Below are 20,583 nucleotides of genomic sequence, written 5' to 3' on the forward strand. Positions count from 1 at the left end.
CGCAGGAACGTTCCGGGTAGGCAGGTGCGACCCCGCGCATCCATCCCAGCCCACCGTCGTCGAGGAGCCACGCGCAGCACGTCCGCCGACCCGGGCTCAGGCCTGCGCGTCCGCGTGCGTTCGCCGCAACGCCGTTTCCTCGCGTCCCGTGGTTGTCCCGATGCCCGGCACTGCCGGGCTGGATGCGTCTTGATGAAATTCCTGCGTGTGTTGCTGTTGACGAGCGTGGTGCTGGGCCTGAGCGGCTACGCACTGCTGCGCTATTACTTTCCGCCGGGGGCGCTGCATGCCCGCGGCTACGGCCGCGCGACCCTCGTGCATCCGCAGGGCACGCCGCAGGGCCTGGTGATCCTGCTCGCCAGCGGCAGCCCGGCGCAGCGGCAGGCCGCCGCGCAGCGCATCGCCGCCAGCGGCGCGCTGGTCGCGGTGGTCGACGGCCAACGCTATCTCAAGCACCTGCGGCGTGGCGGCCACGGCTGCGACAAGGCCTGGCACGACGCCGAGCAGTTGAGCCGGCGGCTGCAGCGACAGTTGCACGGCGACAGCTATTACCTGCCGGTGCTGGCCGGCACCGGCACCGCCGCGACCCTCGCCGAGCGCATCGTCGGGGCCGCGCCGACCGCGACCCTGGGCGGCGCCATCGGTGTGGCGCCGGCACCCACCGAGGTCTGCGCCGGCACCGCCGCCGCCACCCCGGCGCAGGGCTTCGTCGACACCGTGGCGGCGCCGGCCGATGGCGGCGTGGATGCCGCGCTGGCGTCGCGTGTCGCCGCACACCTGCATGCGCGCGGCCGCGGCGGTGCGCTGGACGACCTGCCGCTGACCGAACTGCCGTCGAGCATCCCGGGCGCGCCGCTGGCCATCGTGCTGTCCGGCGACGGCGGCTGGCGCGACATCGACAAGGGCATGGCCGAGGCCCTGCAGCGCCGCGGCATCGCCGTGGTCGGCTGGGACAGTCTGCGCTACTTCTGGCGGGCCAAGCCGCCGGCGCGGGCCAGCGCCGACCTGAGCCGGGTCATCGCCTATTACCAGCAGCGCTGGCATCCGCAAAAGATCCTGCTGGTCGGCTATTCCTTCGGCGCCACCACGTTGCCGTTCATGGTCAACCGGCTGCCGCCGGCGCAGCGCGAGCAGGTCGGCCTGGTGGCCTTGCTGGGCCTGGAGCACAAGGCCGATTTCCAGATCCGCGTGCGCGGCTGGTTCAATCTCGGCGACGCCGACGATGCCTTGCCGGTGCAGCCGGAAGTGGCGCGTATCGCCCCGGCGCAGTTGCTGTGCGTGTACGGCGACAAGGAAACCGATACGCTCTGCCCGCAATTGCGTGCGCGCGGCGCGGAGGTGGTGGTGTTGCACGGAGGTCACCATTTCGACCAACACCCGGCGGGGCTGGCGACGATCGTCGACGACCGCTGGCAGCAGCTGTCCGCCGACGCGCGCCTGCCCGTGGCCGAACTGCGCGCGCCGCGTCCTGCCGCGGCCACGGCATCGCCCGCCGCCGCGCTGCCGCCGTCGCACGCCGCGCTGCGGCAATGAGCCTGCGCCTGCGCGTTGCGCTGGTGAGCGGCGGCTTGCTCGCCGCCGCGGCGTTCGCCAGCGCCGCCGCGACCGGCGATGCCCGCCGCGTCGTCGAACCGCGCCTGCCGCCGGTGTGCACGACGCTGGATGCGAGCCTACAGGCGCAGCAACGCCGCTTCGCCGACGCGCTGGAGCGCCGCGCGCCGGACACCGCACGCATCCAGGCCGCGCTCGACCGCTGCGCCGACGGCGCGCACGGCGCGGTGCTGCTGCGCGCCGGCAGCGGTACCGCCTTCCTCAGCGGGCCATTGACGATCCGCAGCAACACCACGCTGGTCATCGATAGCGGCGTGACCCTGTTCGCCTCGCGCCTGCCCGCCGACTATCAGGTCCCCGGCCGCAGCGCCTGCGGCCAGGCCGCGGACCGCAGTGGCAGCTGCCGCGCGTTGATCACCCTGCACGGGCGCGCCCTGGGGGTGATGGGCGTGCGCGACGCCGCCGGCCACCAGGGCAGCATCGACGGCCGCGGCGACCTGCCGATGCTCGGCGGCAGCGACAGCTGGTGGCAGTTCGCGCGCGGCGCCAAGGCCGCCGGCCTGACCCAGAACGCCCCCGACCTGATCCGCGCGCAGGACGTCGCCGATCTGCAGCTCTACCACGTCAACCTGATCGACGCGCCGTACTTCCATCTGTTCGTGCATGGCGGCGACGGCGTCACCGTGTGGGGCGTGCGGGTCAGGGCACCGGCCAACAGCCCCAACACCGACGGCCTGGATCTGGACAGCGTGCGCAACGCGACCCTGGCCGACAACGACGTGATGGCCGGCGACGACGGCATCGCGATCAAGACCAGCGCCGCGCGTTCGGCCGACATCACCGTGCGCGATTCGCGCTTCTACGGCACCCACGGCATCTCCATCGGCAGCGAGGTGATGTACGGCGTCGACAACGTGCTGGTGGACGGCAACCGCCTGGTCGGCCACGACGCCGGCGGCATCGTCGCCACCGACAACAACGGCCTGCGCATCAAGACCGGCCCGGCCAAGGGTGGCCCGGTGCGCGACGTGCTCTACCGCAACACCTGCCTGTTCGGCGTGGCCAGACCGCTGGTGATCACGCCGCGCTATGGTCACGACCACGGCGGAAGTCGCAGCGGCAGCGTGCCGACCTTCGCCGGCATCGTGGTCGACGGACTGCGCGCGCAGGACACGCCTGCCGGCAAGGGCAGCACCGTGCAGGGCGACAGCGCCGCGACGCCGCTCGACCTGGTGCTCGCGCACGTGGAGGCCGACGTCACCGCCTTGCATGCCAGCAACGCGCGCATCGGCGTGGACCAGTCCAACCTGCAGTTGAGCCAGGACAGCAGCGCCGCCTCCACCTATGCGACCACGCTGGCTGGTTCGGTCCCCGCCTGCGCCAGCGCGCCGGTGTTTCCGGCGCTTTAACCCGCTGCGCGGCAAGCCCGTCGCCCTCCATCCCTCGCGGCAGTCCAGGCTGTTTTGTGCAAGGCGCTGGCAGGGGCGATGCGCGGGCAGGGCGGTGCGTGCCGATGTTGCGCGTGGTCCGCTGCGCCGGGTGCCGCGCGGCGTTCCGAGAGCGGCATCAGATCCAAGGCCTTGCGCTGCCGCGGAGGCACGCCCGGCGCCATTTCACGCTCCATCGGCGGCAAACGTCGCGGGACGTGCGGGAGCACGCTGGAAGAGAATGCTGCAGGTGCACTTGACCTGCGGCAAAGTTCTTTTGTTTCATGGCGTTATTGGTAGAAATTCATCTTGAATCTGTTAGTCTGCCGGCATGATCCGACGCTCGCTGATTTGCCTGCTCACGCTTGGCCTGGTCGCATGCGCGACCCAGCCCAAGGCGCCGCCGTCGCCGCCGCAGGCCAGCGCGCCGCCGCCGGCCCCACGCCCGGCCCCGCCGGTCGAAGCCGCACCCGAGGCGGTGCAGGCGCCGCCGGTGGATTTGACCCCGGTGCCGTTCGAGGTCGCCCGCGCCAACTTCGTCCGCGACACCGCGGCCAAGTACGGCATCGATCCGGCGCAGATTGAGGCGACGCTGGCGCAGGCACAGTTCAAGGATGCGATCGTCGCGGCGATGTCGCGCCCGGCCGAGCGGGTCAAGCCGTGGAGCGAATACCGGCCGATGTTCATCAGCCAGGCGCGCATCGACGGCGGTCGCGCGTTCCTGGCCACGCACCGCGACGAATTGCAGCGGGTGCAGGCGCGCACCGGCGTGCCGGCCGAGACCATCGTGGCGATCATTGGCGTGGAGACCAGCTACGGCAAGAACGCCGGCTCCTACCGCGTACTGGACGCGCTGTACACCCTGGCGTTCCGCTACCCGCGCAGCGGCGACCCGGCCAAGCTCGAGCGCGAGGTGCGCCGCGAGCTGTTCTTCCGCGATGAACTCGGCCAGTTGTTCGCGCTTGCCCGCGAGGAGAACCTGGACATCACCGGCCTGATCGGCAGCTACGCCGGCGCGATGGGCCTGGGCCAGTTCATGCCCTCCAGCTACCGCCAGTTCGCGGTCGACGGCGATGGCGATGGCAAGCGCAACCTGTTCACCGACTACGACGACGCGTTCTCGTCGATCGCCAACTACTTCGTGAAGAAGGGCGGCTGGGTGCGCGACGGACTGGTCGCGGTGCCGGCGACGCTGCGTCCGGGTGCGGAGGAATTCAATCCGACCGACTGGACGCCGACCTACACCCTGGCCGACCTGGCCGCGCGCGGCTACACGCCGACCGCGCCGGTGCCGGCGACGGCGGGCACCGCCACGCCGATCACCCTCGACGGCAGCGCCGGCAAGCAGTACTGGCTGGGCTTCCAGAACTACTACGCGATCACCCGCTACAACAATTCCAAGATGTACGCGATGGCCGTCTACCAACTGTCCCAGGCCATCGCCGGCAAGGAGTTACCACCGGCATGAACCCGAACGCGCTGCTCCGGATCGCTCCCGTCGTCGCTGTGCTGGCGCTGGCCGCCTGCAGCAGCGCCCCGAAGAAGACCGCCGGCGGCGCCGGACCCGGCATCCGGGTCGAGGGCAAGGGCCCGGCGCATGTCGCCACCGGCTGCCCCTCGACCTCGCCCTACGCGCCGGCGAAGGAAGACCCGTCTAAGCGCGGCAACTACACCGCCGGCGGCCTGTACGCGCCCGGCGTGCGCGACAGCACCCCGGACTACGTGCCCAACGTCGCCTGCATTCCCGAGCCGCTGGTCACCGACGAACCGCGCTCGGCGATCGGCAACCGCTCCCCGTACATGGTGCTGGGCCGCGAGTACGTGGTCATCGACGACCCGCACAGCTACGTCGAGCGCGGGACCGCCTCGTACTACGGCAGCAAGTTCCATGGCCGCCTGACCTCCAACCGCGAGGTCTACGACATGTACGCGTTCACCGCCGCGCACAAGACCCTGCCGCTGCCCAGCTTCGCCCTGGTCACCAACCTGGACAACGGCGAATCGGTGGTGGTGCGGATCAACGACCGCGGCCCGTTCCACGACGACCGGCTGATCGACCTGAGCTACGCGGCGGCGGTCAAGCTCGGCATCACCGGCAAGGGCACCGGCCGCGTGGAAGTGCGCGGCCTGACCCCTGCCGACAACGGCGACCTGCTGGCACGGCGCACTCCCGGCCGGCGCCCGGCGACGCTGCTGGCCAGCGCGTCCACTGCAGCCGCCACGCGCGATCCCGCGGCGGTGCGGCGCGCGGCGGACATGGATAATCTGGTCAAGACCCTGCCGGCGACGTCGGCCGGAACGGCCAGCGGCAACGGGGCCACGACCGCGCCGGCGCGTGCCGTGCCGGTGGCTGCGGTGGCCGCGCCTACCGCCGCCGCGGCGACCGCTACAGCCGCGGCGCTGCCGGAAGGCGAGCGTTGGCGCTATCGCGTCCAGGACGCGCCGGGCCGGGTCGGCGATGCGGACCGCTTCGACGCCTGGATGAAGTCGCGTGGCGTGCGCGTGGCGACCGGCAAGCCGACCACGCCGGCGCCCAGCGTCGCCGCGGCGAGCACCCCGGCGCGCGGATCCCGCGGCACTGCAGCCGCCACGCCCACGGCCGCCCCTGCCGCGCCTGCGCCGAGTGTCGCCGTGGCCACGCCGACGCCGGCGACTCCGGCAAGAGCGGTCGCCAGCGCCGAGCCGCGGGCCGACGCCGACAACGCACGCGGGCCGCTCGGCATCCTGCTGCAGGTGGCCAGCTTCGCCAGCCGCGAGAACGCCAACCGCGCGCTGTCGCAACTGGCCTCGGCCGGCATCGTCGGCGCCAGCATCAGCGACATCGTCTCCGGCGGCCGCACCCTGTGGCGGCTGCGGGTGGCGGCCGAGGACCATGGCCGCGCCGCGGAACTGGCCACGCGCATCGCCGGCCTGGGCTTCGGCCGGCCGCAGATCGTCAAGGATTGAGGCCACGGGCCTGCCATGGCGGGCCCGCATCGCGCCGATGGCTTAACGCCGGTTCGCGCGCGTGCCCGCGCCGCGCCTGCCCGGGCGTCGGCTCGGCCTACAATGTCGCGTTTTCCATCGGCCTTCGGGCCCGCCAGGAGTCGTTTTAGATGAAATTCCGCTTCGCCGTCGCTGCCGTGGCCACGTTCGCCGTCGGCCTGGTTTCCGCGCAGACGCCCGGTCCGGTTCCCGCGCCGCCGGCCGCCGCTGCCGCCGCTCCGGCCACCGTGGCGATCCCGCCCGCGCCCAAGCCGGCCGTCTCCAAGTCCTGGGTGCTGATGGATTACGCCACCGGCCAGGTGCTGGCCGGCGAGAACGAGCACGAGCGCGTGGCTCCGGCCAGCATCACCAAGGTCATGACCTCGTACGTGATCGCGGCCGAACTGAAGCTGGGCAAGATCACCCGCGACGACCAGGTCATGCTCAGCGAGCGTGCCTGGCGCGAGGGCGGCGCCGGCACCGACGGCAGCTACAGCGGCTTCCCGGTCAACAAGACCGCGCGCCTGGAAGACATGGAAAAGGGCATGGCGATCCAGTCCGGCAACGACGCGGCGATCGCGCTGGCCGAACATACCGCCGGCAGCGAGGAAGCCTTCGCCTCGCTGATGAACGAGTATGCGAAGAAGATCGGCATGACCGGCTCGCACTTCGTCAACGCCCACGGCCTGTCGGCCGACGGCCACTACACCACCGCCTACGATCTGGCGCTGCTGGGCCGGGCGATGGTGCGCGACTACCCGGAAACCTACGCGTACAACAAGATCAAGGAATTCCGCGTCGGCGACATCACCCAGCCGAACCGCAACCTGCTGCTGTGGCGCGATCCGAGCGTGGACGGCATCAAGACCGGCCACACCTCTGAGGCCGGCTACTGCCTGCTCAGCTCGGCCAAGCGCGGCGACCAGCGCCTGATCGCGGTGGTGATGGGTGACAGTTCCGAGAAGCAGCGCGCCGAGGACAGCCTGGCGCTGCTGAACTGGGGCTTCCGCTTCTTCGAGACGCACAGCCTGTACGAGCCGGGTAAGCAGGTCGCGCAGCAGCGCGTGTGGAAGGGCACCGAGAAGCAGGTGCTGCTGGGCGTGGCGCAGCCGCTGCTGGTCAGCGTGCCGCGCGGCCGCTACAACGAATTGAAGCCGGCGATCGAAGTGCCCAAGACCCTGGAGGCCCCGATCAAGCAGGGCCAGCAGATCGGCACGGTCAAGGTGAGCCTGGACGGCAAGGTGGTGGCGCAGGCCCCGCTGGTGGCGCTGAAGGCGGTCGACGAGGCCGGCTTCTTCAAGCGCCTGTGGGACAGCTTCTGGATGTGGTGGGAATCGGAATGAGTGTTTGAAAAAAGCCGGCTGATGCCGGCTTTTTTCTTGGGGATTCGGGAGTGGAGATTCGGGATTGGTGGCGACAGCGCGTGCGTGCTGCCTCTCGCTCTTCGTAGGAGCGGCTTCAGCCGCGACGCTTTACCGATAAAGCGTCGCGGCTGAAGCCGCTCCTACGGCACCGCGCGCGAAGACCTTTGAATCCCGAATCCCAAATCCCAAATCCCGGCGGCTAAAGCCGCCTGCTCACTGTAAAGCTGCCAAACACCGGCGTCTGCCGCTGCAGGTCGAACTCGCGGGTGCGCCAGTAGCGGGCGAGGGCGAACTTCCATTTGCCGCGCATCACCGCCAGGCCGATGCCGGCGTCGCCGACGAAGGGGCGCTTCTTCACGCTGTGGCTGTCGCGGAAGGTGTTGCCGTCCAGGGTGATGTCGCGCAAGACCCAGCGTCCATCGGTGGTCACGAACAGGTGCGCCGACCAGCCGCTGCCGACGCTGTCGGCCGGCGGGGCGACGTTCTCGCCGGCGGGGCGCAGCGGCGAACTGCCGAAATCGTCGGGCAGCTTCCAGCCCAGGCGCAGTTCCATGCCGGCATTGGCGTGGGTGTCCAGCGTGCCGAGCGCACCGCCCCAATGGCTGATCGCGTCCCATCCCCAGCCGTCGCGGCTGCCGTCGCCGGACCAGCGGCGCAGGCGTTCGTGCAGCACGCGGAACACCGGCTCGTCGTGCAACTGGTTGTCCCAGCCCTGGAACTTGGCGTCGCCCAACAGGTCGTGCACCGCATCCTGCACCTGCTTGCCTTGCGCCGACGGGCCGACCAGGCCCAGGGTGAGTTGCGTGGTGCGCAGGCGCTCGTCGTTGCGCGCGTTGTAGCCGATGTTCATCAGCAACAGGCCGGCGTAGGGACGGTCGTCCTCGATCAGGTCGCGGCGGGTCTTGTCGGTGGGGGTGAACAACGCCTGGCCGATCGCGAAGGTCATGTTGCGCTGGGTGAAGTCGCTGTTCGGCTGCAGCCAGGTCAGGGCGCGGTTCGCCGCCCGTGCCAGCCGCGGCAGGCAGGGGTCGTCGGTGTAGTCGCGCAGGTTCGGCGAGACGATGATCAGGCCGAACCCATTGGTATAGCCCTGGTCCTGGCCGGCGCCACCGAACAGGTCGTTGTCGACGCGGACGTTGACCGTGGGTGCGGTCGCTTCCAGGGTGTCGCGTGGGCATTGCGTGGTGGCGGCGACTGGTGCCGAGGCGAAGGCCAGGGCGATGGCCAGCGGAACAAGCGGGCGGGGCGACGGCATGGGCGGCGTCTCTGGTCGGAAAAGGCGTGAGCGGCGATGTCCGCCTGCAGGCAGTCGATACCGGCGACATCCCGGACCATGAACGCAGCCCGTGCAGTGAAGGATAGGCAAAAGTGCCGTAGCGGACAAATTCGTCCGTTTGGGTTTGTCTGTCCCATTCGCCCTCTTGTCGCGTGAAGGCAATGGTGCGCAATGACCGCGCAGGTAGGCGCATGCCGAGGCAGCGTGGCCGCTCCCAATCCGTGCCTGGCATGCCGCTGGCAGGCCCGGCCCGCTGCCGTCCACCCCGGCGCGGCCTTGGGTTTGCCCGGCGCCGGCCCGATAATGCGGGCATGGACATCACTTCCGATAACCCCGATCACGGTTTCCAGTTCCCCGGCGTGTTCGAACTCAGCGCCATGGGCACCGCCAACACCGGCCTGGAGGCCGAACTGCCGCGCCTGCTCGCCGCCGCCGGCGTGGAAGTGATGGAGGAGCGCATCAGCTGGAAGCATTCGTCCAACGGCAAATACGTGTCGGTGCGCATCGCCTTCCGTGCGGTGGACCGCGCCCAGTACGACGCCGCGCACCAGGCGCTGCGCGAGCACCCGGAAGTGAAGTGGACGCTGTAGCCGGGGACGCGCCAGTGGCGCCGGCCCTCGCGCTGCCGCCGTGCCGGGTGCGCCAGCTCGGCCGCCAGCCCTACGAGCCGGTGTGGCGGGCGATGCAGCGCTTCACCGATGCGCGCGACGAGGCGACGCCCGACGAACTGTGGGTGGTCGAACACGAGCCGGTGTTCACCCTCGGCCAGGCCGGCAAGCCGGAACACGTGCTGGCGCCCGGCGACATCCCGGTGCTGCAGGTCGATCGCGGCGGCCAGGTCACCTACCACGGCCCCGGCCAGTTGGTGGTGTACCCGCTGCTGGACCTGCGCCGGCTGCACATCGGCGTGCGCGACTACGTGTGCCGGATCGAGCAGGCGATCATCGACACCCTCGACGAATGGAACATCCTCGGCGAGCGCCGCGAAGGCGCGCCGGGCGTCTATGTCGGCGGCGCCAAGGTCGCCGCGCTCGGCATCCGCGTGCGCCGCGGCTGCACCTTCCATGGCCTGTCGTTCAACGTGGCGATGGACCTGGAGCCGTTCCACCGGATCAATCCCTGCGGCTACCAGGGCCTGCAGGTGACCGCGGTGCTAGACTTGGGCGGTCCCTCCGGCATGCAGGCGGTCACCCCGGTCCTGCTGGCCCAACTGGCGCGCCAGTTCGGGCTGACCCTGCAGCCGCTCGACGCCTTGCCCGATCTTTCGCTCACGCACGCGGCCTGACCGCCTGCCCGCCGACCACGCCATGACCCAGCCCAGCGCACGCTCCATTCCCTTGCAGGTCCTTTCCGGCGACAGCGCGCCCGCGCCGCTGCAGACCGGTGTCAAGCAGTTGGGCGGCGACAAGATCGCGCGCTCGCCGGTGCAGTTCGCCGACGCGCCGGTGCTGCGCAAACCCTCGTGGATCCGCGTGCGCATTCCCTCCGGCAATGCGGTGCAGAACCTCAAGGCCAAGCTGCGCGAGAACCGCCTGGTCACCGTCTGCGAAGAGGCCAGCTGCCCGAACATCCACGAGTGCTTCGGCCATGGCACCGCCACCTTCATGATCCTCGGCGAGGTCTGCACCCGCCGCTGCTCGTTCTGCGATGTCGCACACGGCCGGCCCAAGCCGCCGGATGCCGGCGAGCCGGCCAGCCTGGCGCAGACCGTGGCCGACATGGGCCTGAAGTACGTGGTGGTGACCAGCGTCGACCGCGACGACCTGCGCGACGGCGGCGCCCAGCATTTCGCCGACTGCATCGGCGCCATCCGCGTCGCCGCGCCGAACACCCGCATCGAGATCCTGACCCCGGACTTCCGCGGCAAGGGCCGCATGGACCGCGCGCTGGAGATCCTGGCGACCAATCCGCCGGACGTGTTCAACCACAACATCGAGACCGTGCCGGACCTGTACCCGAACGTGCGTCCCGGCGCCGACTACCAGTGGTCGCTGACCCTGCTGAAGAAGTTCAAGGCGCAGCATCCGGCGATCGCCACCAAGTCCGGCATCATGCTCGGCCTGGGCGAGACCCTGGAGCAGGTGCAGGCGACCCTGCGCGACCTGCGCGCGCACGACGTGGACATGGTCACCATCGGCCAGTACCTGCAGCCGACCGCCCATCACCACCCGGTGATGCGCTACTGGACGCCGGACGAGTACAAGGCGCTGGAGGAGTACGGCAACGCGCTGGGCTTCAGCCACGTCGCCTCCGGGCCGATGGTGCGTTCGTCCTATCACGCCGATCGCCAGGCCGCTGGCGCCGGCGTCGCCGCCTGAATCGCCCCCTCCTGAGCCGCGTCGTCGATCGCGCCTGTGCGCGGCGGCGACGCGCGTTCGTCGCCGCAGGACGACCGTCCGCGCGGCTCGCACCGGCAGCGTTCACACTTCTGCGCAGGCACGCCGCTAGTCTGCTTCATGAACAGGTGACACGGCCTGCAACTTGCGTCACTGTCGTGTTGTCTCACGCGATGTGCTGCCCCCCTGACGGCCTGGTGCCGAGAGTCCCCAGATGAAATTCAAAGCTTCCGCCTTCCTGCTGGCGTTTGCGCTGACCGCACCGCTGGCGCTGTTCGCCCGGACCGATGCGCCCGCCCTGCCGGCTGCTGCCACCGCCGACCAGGCCACCACCGCCAAATTGGTGTACGGCCTGCTCTCCGACAGCCGCTACGCCTACCGGCCGCGCGCCCTCGACGAGGCGACTTCCAAGGAGGTCTTCAAGAAGTACCTGGAGACCCTGGACGGCAGCAAGCAGTTCTTCACCCAGGCCGATATCGACAAGTTCGCGAGCTTCCAGAACAACCTCGGTGCCAACATTTCCTCGGGCCAGCTGGAACCGGCGTTCCAGATCTTCGCCGTGTACCGGCAGCGGGTGGACGAGCGCATCGCCTACGCGCGCAAGCTGCTCAAGCAGGACTTCAACTTCGACGGCGACGAGAAGTTCGAGTACGACCGGAAGAACGCGCCGTGGGCCAAGGACGACCAAGAGCTGGATGCGCTGTGGCGCAAGTCGGTGATGAACGACTGGCTGCGGCTCAAGCTCGCCGGCAAGAAGCCGGAGGACATCCGCAAGACGCTCGATAAGCGCTATGCCAACCTCGACGACTCGGTGAAGGAACTGAAGAGCGAGGACGTGTTCCAGTTCTTCATGAACGCCTACACGAATACGGTCGATCCGCACACCGACTACTTCACCCCGCGCACCGCCGAGAACTTCAACCAGCAGATGTCGCTGTCGCTGGAAGGCATCGGCGCGCAGCTGCAGAAGCAGGACGACCTGGTGGTGATCCGCGAGGTGATCCCGGGCGGTCCGGCCGCGCTGGACGGCACGCTCAAGCCGGGCGACCGCATCGTGGGCGTCGGCCAGGGCAAGAGCGGTCCGGTCGAGGACGTGATCGGCTGGCGCATCGATGATGTGGTCGCCAAGATCCGCGGCGACAAGGACACCCAGGTGCGCCTGGAGTACATCCCCGCCGAAGCCGGCGTGGACGGCAAGCACCGCCAGGTGCTGCTGACCCGGCAGAAGGTGCGCCTGGCCGAGCAGGCCGCCAAGGGCGAGACCATCGAGCTGCCGGCGAAGGACGGCGAGCCGGCGCGGCGCATCGGCGTGATCAAGCTGCCGGCGTTCTACCAGGACTTCGAAGGCCGCCGCCGCAACGCCAAGGACTATGCCTCGGCGACCCGCGACGTGGCCAAGCTGCTGGCCGGGTTCAAGACCGACAAGGTCGACGGCGTGGTGCTGGACCTGCGCAACAACGGCGGCGGTTCGCTGGACGAAGCGATCGAGTTGACCGGCCTGTTCATCGAGCAGGGCCCGGTGGTGCAGGTGCGCGAATCCGGCGGCCGCGTCACCGTCAACAGCGACCAGAACCCGGCCGTGGCCTGGGACGGCCCGCTGGCGGTGCTGATCAACCGTGGTTCCGCCTCGGCGTCAGAGATCTTCGCCGGTGCCATCCAGGATTACGGCCGCGGTCTGATCATCGGCGAGACCAGCTTCGGCAAGGGCACGGTGCAGAACATCGTCGACCTTGACCGCTGGCCGGCCAACGAGACCGACCGCTTCGGCCAGGTCAAGCTGACCATCGCCCAGTTCTTCCGCGTCAGCGGCAGCAGCACCCAGCACAAGGGTGTGGTGCCGGACATCGCCTTCCCGGCCAGCGTCGATGCCACCGAGTTCGGCGAGAGCACCTACGACAATGCGCTGCCGTGGAGCCGCATCGCCGCGGTGCCGCACACCCAGTACGGCAATTTCGCGCCGTTGCTGCCCAAGCTGGAGGCGCTGCACACCACGCGCATCGCCAACGACAAGGAATTCCAGTGGTGGGAAGAGGACGTGCGCCAGTTCCGCGACGAGGCGGCGAAGAAGTACGTGGTGCTCAACGAGGCCGAGCGCCGCGCCGAGCGTGAGAAGCAGGACGCGCAGCGCAAGCAGCGCCAGGAGATCCGCAAGCAGCTCGGCCTGCCGCTGGACCCGCTGGCCGACGACAGCAGCGACGACGGCCTGACCGGCAACGAGCGCGACATCGTCAAGGACGCCGCGCGCGAGAAGCTGGTCGACAAGCGTCCAGACCCGCTGCTGCGCGAATCGGCCTCGATCCTGAGCGATGCGGTCAACCTGCTGGAGAAGGACCGTCCGCTGTCGGTGCAGGTGCTGCCGCAATCCACCGGCCCGGGGCGCTGGGCCGACTGAGCCCATACGCCGCCTTCGTCCGAACACGAACGCGCCATCGCCCAGCGGTGGCGCGTTTTTTGTTGCAGGTCGGATTTTGCAGGTAGCCGATATGCGTCATCGTCATGCGCCGGTCGATCGGTCCACGGTGTCGATGGGTGCGGAGGAACTAACGGGCTGCGTGGGCCGGCAGTCCGTCTACTGGATCGGTACGCACCGTGGACGCGGCGTTTGATCCGCCGCGTCCTTGCCGTGGCGTCGTAGGAGCGGCTTCAGCCGCGACCCAGCATTCCCGGGAAGGCCCCATCGCGGCCGAAGCCGCTCCTGCCGCTGCGCGATACAGCGCCGCAACCACATCTTCAGCCCAGCGCCTGCCACACCTGGTGCACGCCCAATCCCAGCAAGGTCAGGAAGAACACGCGGCGGAACGTCTTGGCGGAGATGCGCTGGCGCAGCCGTGCGCCCAGCCACATGCCGATGGCCGTGGGCAGCAGCGCCAGTAGCGATGGACCTAGCGCGTGCGAGGGGAAGGCGCCGTGCACGACCAGGGCCGCGGCCAGCGCAAGCGTCGCCGCGGCGAAGCAACTGCCGAGGGCGCGCATCAGCGTGTCCCGCGGCAGCGCCAGCGCCACCAGGTAGGGCAGCACCGGCAACACGAACACGCCGGTGGCGCCGGTCAGCAATCCGGTCGCCAGGCCCACGGGCGGTCCCGCCCAGCGCGCCTGCGAGGGCGACAGGCGCCCTTGCCACGTGCTCAGGCCGAGCGCGGCGTACAGCGCCAGCAATGCGCCCAGGCCGGCGCGCGCCAGCCGCGGGTCGGCACCGGCGAGGATGCCGGCGCTGCACCAGGTGCCGGCGACGATGCAGGCCAGCAGCGGCCACAGCCGCCGCAGCAGCGCGCCCGTGCCTGCGCCCCAGGCCTGTTGCAGGTTGGTCAGCAGCGACGGCAATGCCAGCAGCGCCGCCGCCTCGGTCGGCGTCAGCCACAGCCCGAGCAGGCCCATCGCCACCGTCGGCAGGCCCATGCCGGCCACGCCCTTGACGCCGCCGGCCAGCAGGAAGACCAGGGCGATCGGCAGCAGGTGCGGGGCGAGCGTGTCCATGACGTCGAGCATCGGCGTGCCGCGGCGGCCGGACAATGCGCGAATGCTTCAGGCAGACTTCGGCAACGACGAAGGCGGGAGCGCCGATGCACCTGGATTTCACCGATCTGCGGCTGTTCCTGGCGGTGGCCGAAGCCGGCAGCATCACCGCCGGCGCCGACCGCGCCGCATTGTCGCTGGCCGCCGCCAGTGCACGCATCCGCGCGCTGGAGACGCAGCTCGGCGTCGCGGTGTTCGAGCGCGGCCCGCGCGGCGTCGGCCTCACCGCGGCCGGCACCGCGCTGCTGCGGCACGCGCGGCAGTTGCTGCGCCAGGCCGAGGCGATGCGCAGCGAACTGGGCGAATACGCCGGCGGCCATCAGGCGAGTGTGCGCCTGCTGGCCAATACCGCGGCGCTGTCGGAGTGGTTGCCGGAGGTGCTGGCCGAGTTCCTGGTGGCGCATCCGCGCATCGATCTGGCGCTGCGCGAGCAAGGCAGCGTCGCCGCGGCCGACGCGCTGCGTGAGCAACGCGCCGACCTGGCGGTGATCGCCGATCACGCCGATCTGCAGGGCCTGCAGGCCCACCCGTTCCGACAGGACCGGCTGGTGCTGGTGGCGGCGGCCACGCACCCGCTGGCACAGGCGTCGCAGCTGCGGTTCGCTGAGGTATGGCTGGCGCAGTTGCTCGGCCTGGCCGAGGACAGCGCGTTGCAGCAGCATCTGCGGACCCAGGCCGCGCGTGCCGGTGGCCAGTTGCGTCTGCGCGCGCAGGTGCACGGCATCGAACCGCTGTGCCGGATGCTGGCGCGCGGCGCCGGTGTGGCGATCCTGCCGCAGGCGGCGCTGGAGCGGGTCAGCGTGCGCGCGCAACTGGTCGCGGTGCCGCTGCAGGAGCCGTGGGCGTTGCGCCAGTTGTCGATCGTGTGGCGACCGATACCGGCGCCATCGTCGCCGGTTCAGCAGGTGTTGGACTGGCTGTGCGCGCATGCCGACAAGACCGCACCGTCAGCGTGAGCGCCGACACGCAGGCGCCGTGTACACACCTTCGCTGGCATGCGTTGTCGCGGTGCGGTGGATCGCAGCGTTGCCTTGTGCGAACGGCATTAGCCACGACGGGCCTGCGGTAAAGCCGTCGCGGCTGAAGCCGCTCCTACGGCATGCTGCCGTGTGGGAGGGACTTCAGTCGCGACTGCTACCGGAGCCGGAAGCTTTCCGGCGGGGATATTCCGACGGAAGGATTGTTTCCATCACGCGCTGCGGTGGTGGCTCGGCCGGCTGCGTCGCCGCCCCGTAGGAGCGGCTTCAGCCGCGACGGGCTTTACCGCTAGCGCCTCGTCGCAGCTGATCCCGAGCCTCCGATGGGGAACTGCTCTCGCACACGCGCTCGCGGCCGCTGCCGCAGGCGTCCTTGCCTCACTGCGGCCAGGCGAAGGTGGCGATCACCGGGAAGTGGTCCGACGGCCAGTGACCCTCCGGTCGCGCATCGAGCGTGGCGTAGTCCGTCGCTTTGAGCCCGCGCGAGAGGATCCAGTCGATGCGCCGGTCCGGGTGGCCGGTGAAATCGTGGAAGGTCGCTTCCGGGCCTCGCGGCTGCGCCACCTGCGTGCGTGCATCGGCCAGGCTGGCGGTGAGGGTGCGGTAGGTCGGCGAGTCCGGCACGGTGTTGAAGTCGCCGGTCAGCACCACCGGCACGTCCGCCGGCAGTGCCTTCAGCCGCGACACGATCAGCGCCGCGCCCTTGGCGCGCGCCGCTTCGTCCTCGTCGCGATAGGGCAGATGGGTGTCGAACAGGTAGAAGCGCCGGCCATCGTCGATGCGCTCGAACAGGCCCCAGTTGACCATGCGCGGCAGCGGATGGCCCCAGCTGATGCTGCCCATCACCTCCGGCGTGTCCGACAGCCAGAAGTGTCCCGAGTCCACCAGCTTCAGCCTGCGGCTGTCGTAGAACACGCCCATGCGTTCGCCGTCGTCCTTGCCGTCGCGGCTGGGACCGAACCAGCGGTACTCCGGCAATTGCGCGGCCAGGTAGTCGGCCTGGCGCTCGACCAGTTCCTGGGTGCCGAACACATCCGGATGCTGCGCGCGGATCAGCGCGGCCATCGCACTGCGGCGCACGTCCCAGCGCTTGTCGCCGTCGGTGTCGACCGGCACGCGCACATTGAAGCTCATCACCTTGAGCGGGGCCGGCGCAGCGGGCGTTGCGGGCGTGCGCGCCTGCGCCGGCGCGATGCACGCACCCAGCACCAGCAGCAGAGGAAGCGCGAGCTTGCGCGCGGACGATAGCGACAGCGACATGGCAGATCTCGACAGGAGCGGAGCACGCGATGGTGGCACGGCGGTGGTGTCGGTGACCACCGCGTGGCGTGCCTGCCGAGCGGCGATCAGTTGAACGCCGACAGCGCCTGGGTGAGTTTGCCGTTGTTGTCGACCGCGCCCATCGTGTAGCCCTGCCAGCCCGGATAGGCGTCGGGTTCCCAATAGAACACGCCCAGCCCGCGGCTGCCGAGCGCGCGGGTCTTGCTGAGCAGATCGGCCAGCATCGCGCGGGTGGTGGCGGCCTGCTGCCAGTCCATGCCGACCTCGCTGACGATCACGTCCGACCCGTAGCGCGCCACCATGTCCTGCATGTTGCTGGCGATCTGGGTGTTGGCGCTCTGCCAGGCATTGGGGGACGGGTAGTGCGACATGCCGACCACGTCCCACTTGCCGCCGGCCGACTTGAGACTGTCGAAGAACCAGCGGAAGGTCGCGTTGTCGTAGCCATTGGCCAGGTGCACGATCACCTTGGCGTTGGGATAGACCGACTTGCTGGCGTTGTAGCCGCTGTTGATCAGCTGCGCTAGGTTGCCGAAGTTGGGCGTCTTGCCGTCCGGCCACAGCATGCCGCTGTTGATCTCGTTGCCCACCTGCACCCAGCTCACGTCGATGCCGTTGGACTTGAGGTAGGACAGGATGCCGTTGGTGTGCGAGTACACGTCCTTCACCAGGGTCGCGAAGTCGTGGTTGCTCCAGGCCGCCGGCTTGGTCTGCTTGCCGGGGTCGGCCCAGCTATCGCTGTAGTGGAAGTCGATCATGATGCGCATGCCTTGCGCCTTCGCGCGCTTGGCCATGTTCAGCGTGTCGGCGCCGTCGTTCCAGCCGCCCTGCGGATTGACCCACACGCGCAGCCGGATCGCGTTGACGCCGGCGCCCTTGAGCAGCGAGAAGAAATCGGTGGTGGCGCCGGAGGCATTGCGGAACACGCGCCCGCTGCTCTCCTGCTGGTCGATCCAACTGACATCGGCACCTTTGGCGAAGGTCTGCGCCATGGCCGGCGCACACAGACAGGCGAGCAACAACACCAGCAGCCAGGCGGACACGCGCTTGCTCGATCGGTTCATGCGATTCTCGCAGTGATGGGAGGAGGGAAGGAGGGCGTCGCGCGGCCACGAACGGCGGCCGGCGCGACGTGCCGGGCAGTCCCCGTGACCGCGGCGCGCACGAGGCTAGCGCGATCGCTGTGGCGACGCGCGCTGCACTGCAGCGTCGCCGGCGCGGCGTCCGCGCGCGCTGTCTGGATGGCCGATGAATCTGCGCGGTGCGTCACTTGACGCGATGCGGCATCGGCGTAGCATTTCGCCCACGCCAAGGGACAGACCCGCGGCGATCCACCCAACCGTGAGGGATGCTCATGGAGTTCGACTATCTGGTGTTCATCGGGCGCTTCGAGCCCTTCCACAACGGCCACGCCGCCGTTGCCCGCCACGCCCTGGCGCGTGGACAGAAACTCATCTTCCTGATCGGTTCGGCCGAGACTCCCCGCACCATCCGCAATCCGTGGACCGTTGCCGAGCGCAGCGTGATGATCCAGGCCGCGCTGGAAGGTGCCGGCGAGCGCTTGATCCTGCGTCCGCTGCGCGATCACCTGTACAACGAAAGCCAGTGGATCGCCGCGGTGCAGTCCACGGTGGCCGAGGCGGTGCGCAGCGACGGCGGCAGCGCCGAGGCGCGGATCGGCCTGATCGGCATGGACAAGGACGCCAGCAGCTATTACCTGCGCGAGTTCCCGCAGTGGCCGCTGGTCGACGTGCAGCACACCGAGACGCTGTCGGCGACCGAACTGCGCCGTTACCTGTTCGAGGCCGGCAGCATCGATTTCCACGGCGCGCTGCTGATGCTGCGCGGCAACGTGCCGGCGCCGGTGTTCGACATGCTCGAGGCGTTCCGCAAGAACTCGCCGTCGTACGCCGAACTGCTCGCCGAATACCAGTTCATCGAGCAGTACCGTGCCGCCTGGAAGGAGGCGCCGTATCCGCCGACCTTCGTCACCGCCGATGCGGTGGTGGTGCATTCGGGACACGTGCTGCTGGTGCGCCGCCGCGCGGCACCGGGCAAGGGCCTGTGGGCGCTGCCGGGCGGCTTCGTCGGCCAGCACGAGAGCATCCTCGACGCCTGCCTGCGCGAGCTGCGCGAGGAGACCCGGCTGAAGATCCCGGTGCCGGTGCTCAAGGGCTCGCTGAAGAACCGCCACGTGTTCGACCACCCCGAACGCAGCCTGCGCGGGCGCACCATCACCCACGCCTTCCACTTCGAGTTCGTGTTCGGCGAACTGCCCGAGGTGCGCGGCGGCGACGACGCCGACAAGGCGCGCTGGGTGCCGGTCAGCGAAGTGCTGGGCATGGGCCCGAAACTGTTCGAAGACCATCTGCATCTGCTCGAATTCTTCCTGGGCCGCGGTTGACGCGGCCTTCCCGGCCGGCGGACAGACCTCCGGCTTTCCCAGACGCGAAGGAGCTTCCGTCATGCAATGCCTGAACAACCTGCTGCTCAACACCGACAGCTACAAGGCCAGCCACTGGCTGCAGTACCCGCCCGGCACCGACGCCACGTTCTTCTATGTGGAATCGCGCGGCGGCGTCTACGACCGCACCGTGTTCTTCGGCCTGCAGTCGATCCTCAAGGAGGCGCTGGGTCGCCCCGTCACCCATGCCGACATCGACGAGGCGCGCGACCTGTTCGCCGCGCACGGCGAGCCGTTCAACGAAGCGGGCTGGCGCGACATCGTCGACCGCCTCGGCGGCCAGTTGCCGATCCGCATCCGCGCCGTGCCCGAGGGCAGCGTGGTGCCGACCCACAACGCGCTGATGACCATCGAGTCAACCGACGCGCAGGCCTACTGGGTGCCGTCGTACCTGGAGACGCTGCTGCTGCGCATCTGGTATCCGGTGACCGTGGCCACGGTGAGCTGGCACGCCAAGCAGACCATCCGCCAGTTCCTGGAGCGCACCAGCGACGATCCGGACGGGCAGTTGCCGTTCAAGCTGCACGATTTCGGTGCGCGCGGCGTGTCCAGCCTGGAATCGGCGGCGATCGGCGGCGCGGCGCACCTGGTCAACTTCCTCGGCACCGACACCGTGTCCGGGCTGTTGCTGGCGCGCGCGCACTACCACGAGCCGATGGCCGGCTATTCGATCCCCGCCGCCGAGCACAGCACCATCACCAGTTGGGGCCGCGAGCGCGAGGTCGATGCGTACCGCAACATGCTCAAGCAGTTCGGCAAGCCCGGTGGCGTGGTCGCGGTGGTGTCGGACAGCTACGACATCTTCCACGCGATCCGCGAGCACTGGGGCACCACGCTGCGCGAGGAGGTGATCGCCTCCGGCGCCACCGTGGTGATCCGCCCGGACTCCGGCGATCCGGTAGCGGTGGTGCACCAGTGCCTGGAACTGCTCGACGAGGCCTTCGGCCACAGCGTCAACGGCAAGGGCTACAAAGTGCTCAACCACGTGCGAGTGATCCAGGGCGACGGGGTCAATCCGACCAGCATCCGCGCGATCCTCGAGCGCATCACCAGCGCCTGCTACGCCACCGACAACCTGGCCTTCGGCATGGGCGGCGCGTTGCTGCAGCGGCTCGATCGCGACACCCAGAAGTTCGCGCTGAAGTGCTCGGCCGCGCGCGTCGACGGCCGCTGGATCGACGTGTACAAGGATCCGGTCACCGACAAGGGCAAGCTCAGCAAGCGTGGGCGCATGCGTCTGCTGCGCCACCGCGAGTACGGCAGCTACCGCACCGAGCCGGTGGCGCCAGACGCGGTGTCGGCCGAAGCGGTCGCCGGCCCTGCCGGTTACGACGATGCGATGGTCACCGTGTGGGAGAACGGCAGCCTGCTGCATGACTGGAGCTTCGCCGAGGTGCGCGAGCGCGCGAACGCCGCGCGCCTGTAGGAGG

At 69.7% G+C, this 20,583-nt stretch carries 16 protein-coding genes; 12 read left to right on the forward strand and 4 right to left on the reverse strand.

The window, feature by feature from the left end; genetic code table 11:
- The first annotated feature begins 192 nt into the window (after positions 1 to 192).
- The 5 genes from RAB71_RS04885 (at position 193) to RAB71_RS04905 (ending at position 7,285) form a co-directional block, all read left to right on the forward strand.
- The gene (locus RAB71_RS04885; protein ID WP_082042402.1) at positions 193 to 1,533 is read left to right on the forward strand and encodes a virulence factor family protein; all 1,341 of its coding nucleotides are present in this window, start codon (positions 193 to 195) and stop codon (positions 1,531 to 1,533) included.
- Positions 1,534 to 1,535: 2 nt separating this feature from the next.
- Complete coding sequence (locus RAB71_RS04890) at positions 1,536 to 2,960, forward strand: glycosyl hydrolase family 28 protein (RefSeq protein ID WP_167397482.1); 1,425 nt, start codon at positions 1,536 to 1,538, stop codon at positions 2,958 to 2,960.
- A gap of 349 nt (positions 2,961 to 3,309) precedes the next feature.
- Entirely contained in the window at positions 3,310 to 4,446 is a 1,137-nt protein-coding gene (gene mltB, locus RAB71_RS04895; RefSeq protein ID WP_010343701.1) for a lytic murein transglycosylase B, read from the forward strand.
- Positions 4,443 to 5,924, forward strand: coding sequence for a septal ring lytic transglycosylase RlpA family protein (locus RAB71_RS04900; protein ID WP_104609509.1), 1,482 nt, complete (start codon positions 4,443 to 4,445; stop codon positions 5,922 to 5,924). Before mltB ends, RAB71_RS04900 begins: the two co-directional genes overlap by 4 nt.
- A 149-nt stretch (positions 5,925 to 6,073) precedes the next feature.
- Complete coding sequence (locus RAB71_RS04905) at positions 6,074 to 7,285, forward strand: D-alanyl-D-alanine carboxypeptidase family protein (protein WP_010343114.1); 1,212 nt, start codon at positions 6,074 to 6,076, stop codon at positions 7,283 to 7,285.
- Between the two features lie 220 nt (positions 7,286 to 7,505).
- Here the strand turns inward: RAB71_RS04905 and RAB71_RS04910 are convergent, their stop codons facing one another.
- Positions 7,506 to 8,561 (reverse strand): lipid A deacylase LpxR family protein, encoded by a 1,056-nt coding sequence (locus RAB71_RS04910; protein ID WP_010343115.1) that lies wholly within the window; start codon positions 8,559 to 8,561, stop codon positions 7,506 to 7,508.
- A 332-nt stretch (positions 8,562 to 8,893) separates the two neighbouring features.
- Between RAB71_RS04910 and RAB71_RS04915 the strand changes: the two genes are divergently transcribed.
- From RAB71_RS04915 to RAB71_RS04930, 4 genes are all read left to right on the forward strand, one after another.
- The gene (locus RAB71_RS04915) at positions 8,894 to 9,172 is read left to right on the forward strand and encodes a YbeD family protein (protein WP_010343116.1); all 279 of its coding nucleotides are present in this window, start codon (positions 8,894 to 8,896) and stop codon (positions 9,170 to 9,172) included.
- Complete coding sequence (lipB, locus tag RAB71_RS04920; protein ID WP_029562110.1) at positions 9,160 to 9,867, forward strand: lipoyl(octanoyl) transferase LipB; 708 nt, start codon at positions 9,160 to 9,162, stop codon at positions 9,865 to 9,867. Before RAB71_RS04915 ends, lipB begins: the two co-directional genes overlap by 13 nt.
- A 22-nt stretch (positions 9,868 to 9,889) precedes the next feature.
- On the forward strand, positions 9,890 to 10,900 hold the full coding sequence (lipA, locus tag RAB71_RS04925; protein WP_010343118.1) for a lipoyl synthase: 1,011 nt from the start codon (positions 9,890 to 9,892) through the stop codon (positions 10,898 to 10,900).
- Between the two features lie 232 nt (positions 10,901 to 11,132).
- Positions 11,133 to 13,310, forward strand: a complete 2,178-nt coding sequence (locus tag RAB71_RS04930) for a carboxy terminal-processing peptidase (RefSeq protein ID WP_010343119.1) — start codon at positions 11,133 to 11,135, stop codon at positions 13,308 to 13,310.
- Between the two features lie 338 nt (positions 13,311 to 13,648).
- On the opposite strand, the gene RAB71_RS04935 is transcribed toward RAB71_RS04930, so the two are convergent.
- Positions 13,649 to 14,392, reverse strand: coding sequence for a sulfite exporter TauE/SafE family protein (locus tag RAB71_RS04935; RefSeq protein WP_029562111.1), 744 nt, complete (start codon positions 14,390 to 14,392; stop codon positions 13,649 to 13,651).
- 86 nt (positions 14,393 to 14,478) lie between these two features.
- On the opposite strand from RAB71_RS04935, the gene RAB71_RS04940 reads away from it, so the two are divergent.
- Positions 14,479 to 15,387 (forward strand): LysR substrate-binding domain-containing protein, encoded by a 909-nt coding sequence (locus tag RAB71_RS04940; protein WP_010343121.1) that lies wholly within the window; start codon positions 14,479 to 14,481, stop codon positions 15,385 to 15,387.
- Positions 15,388 to 15,786: 399 nt separating this feature from the next.
- Here RAB71_RS04940 and RAB71_RS04945 read toward each other — a convergent pair whose 3' ends face one another.
- Together RAB71_RS04945 and RAB71_RS04950 are read right to left on the reverse strand one after the other, a co-directional pair.
- The gene (locus RAB71_RS04945) at positions 15,787 to 16,668 is read right to left on the reverse strand and encodes an endonuclease/exonuclease/phosphatase family protein (RefSeq protein WP_010343122.1); all 882 of its coding nucleotides are present in this window, start codon (positions 16,666 to 16,668) and stop codon (positions 15,787 to 15,789) included.
- An 86-nt stretch (positions 16,669 to 16,754) separates the two neighbouring features.
- Positions 16,755 to 17,753: an arabinogalactan endo-1,4-beta-galactosidase gene (locus RAB71_RS04950; protein ID WP_010343123.1), complete on the reverse strand. Its 999-nt coding sequence runs from the start codon at positions 17,751 to 17,753 to the stop codon at positions 16,755 to 16,757.
- A gap of 284 nt (positions 17,754 to 18,037) precedes the next feature.
- Between RAB71_RS04950 and RAB71_RS04955 the strand changes: the two genes are divergently transcribed.
- Complete coding sequence (locus RAB71_RS04955; protein ID WP_010343124.1) at positions 18,038 to 19,093, forward strand: bifunctional nicotinamide-nucleotide adenylyltransferase/Nudix hydroxylase; 1,056 nt, start codon at positions 18,038 to 18,040, stop codon at positions 19,091 to 19,093.
- 61 nt (positions 19,094 to 19,154) lie between these two features.
- Positions 19,155 to 20,579 (forward strand): nicotinate phosphoribosyltransferase, encoded by a 1,425-nt coding sequence (locus tag RAB71_RS04960; protein WP_010343125.1) that lies wholly within the window; start codon positions 19,155 to 19,157, stop codon positions 20,577 to 20,579.
- Positions 20,580 to 20,583: the final 4 nt, after the last annotated feature.

The organism is Xanthomonas sacchari, from assembly GCF_040529065.1.
Lineage (GTDB): Bacteria > Pseudomonadota > Gammaproteobacteria > Xanthomonadales > Xanthomonadaceae > Xanthomonas_A > Xanthomonas_A sacchari.

What these genes read in the sequence shown, in the direction of transcription:
- RAB71_RS04915 (WP_010343116.1), top strand. Translation starts at nt 8,894, where the DNA reads ATGGACATCACTTCCGATAACCCCGATCACGGTTTCCAGTTCCCCGGC.
- RAB71_RS04950 (WP_010343123.1), bottom strand. Translation starts at nt 17,753, where the DNA reads ATGAACCGATCGAGCAAGCGCGTGTCCGCCTGGCTGCTGGTGTTGTTG.
- RAB71_RS04945 (WP_010343122.1), bottom strand. Translation starts at nt 16,668, where the DNA reads ATGTCGCTGTCGCTATCGTCCGCGCGCAAGCTCGCGCTTCCTCTGCTG.
- RAB71_RS04930 (WP_010343119.1), top strand. Translation starts at nt 11,133, where the DNA reads ATGAAATTCAAAGCTTCCGCCTTCCTGCTGGCGTTTGCGCTGACCGCA.
- lipA (WP_010343118.1), top strand. Translation starts at nt 9,890, where the DNA reads ATGACCCAGCCCAGCGCACGCTCCATTCCCTTGCAGGTCCTTTCCGGC.
- RAB71_RS04935 (WP_029562111.1), bottom strand. Translation starts at nt 14,392, where the DNA reads ATGGACACGCTCGCCCCGCACCTGCTGCCGATCGCCCTGGTCTTCCTG.
- RAB71_RS04900 (WP_104609509.1), top strand. Translation starts at nt 4,443, where the DNA reads ATGAACCCGAACGCGCTGCTCCGGATCGCTCCCGTCGTCGCTGTGCTG.
- mltB (WP_010343701.1), top strand. Translation starts at nt 3,310, where the DNA reads ATGATCCGACGCTCGCTGATTTGCCTGCTCACGCTTGGCCTGGTCGCA.
- RAB71_RS04955 (WP_010343124.1), top strand. Translation starts at nt 18,038, where the DNA reads ATGCTCATGGAGTTCGACTATCTGGTGTTCATCGGGCGCTTCGAGCCC.
- RAB71_RS04885 (WP_082042402.1), top strand. Translation starts at nt 193, where the DNA reads ATGAAATTCCTGCGTGTGTTGCTGTTGACGAGCGTGGTGCTGGGCCTG.
- RAB71_RS04910 (WP_010343115.1), bottom strand. Translation starts at nt 8,561, where the DNA reads ATGCCGTCGCCCCGCCCGCTTGTTCCGCTGGCCATCGCCCTGGCCTTC.
- RAB71_RS04960 (WP_010343125.1), top strand. Translation starts at nt 19,155, where the DNA reads ATGCAATGCCTGAACAACCTGCTGCTCAACACCGACAGCTACAAGGCC.
- RAB71_RS04905 (WP_010343114.1), top strand. Translation starts at nt 6,074, where the DNA reads ATGAAATTCCGCTTCGCCGTCGCTGCCGTGGCCACGTTCGCCGTCGGC.
- RAB71_RS04940 (WP_010343121.1), top strand. Translation starts at nt 14,479, where the DNA reads ATGCACCTGGATTTCACCGATCTGCGGCTGTTCCTGGCGGTGGCCGAA.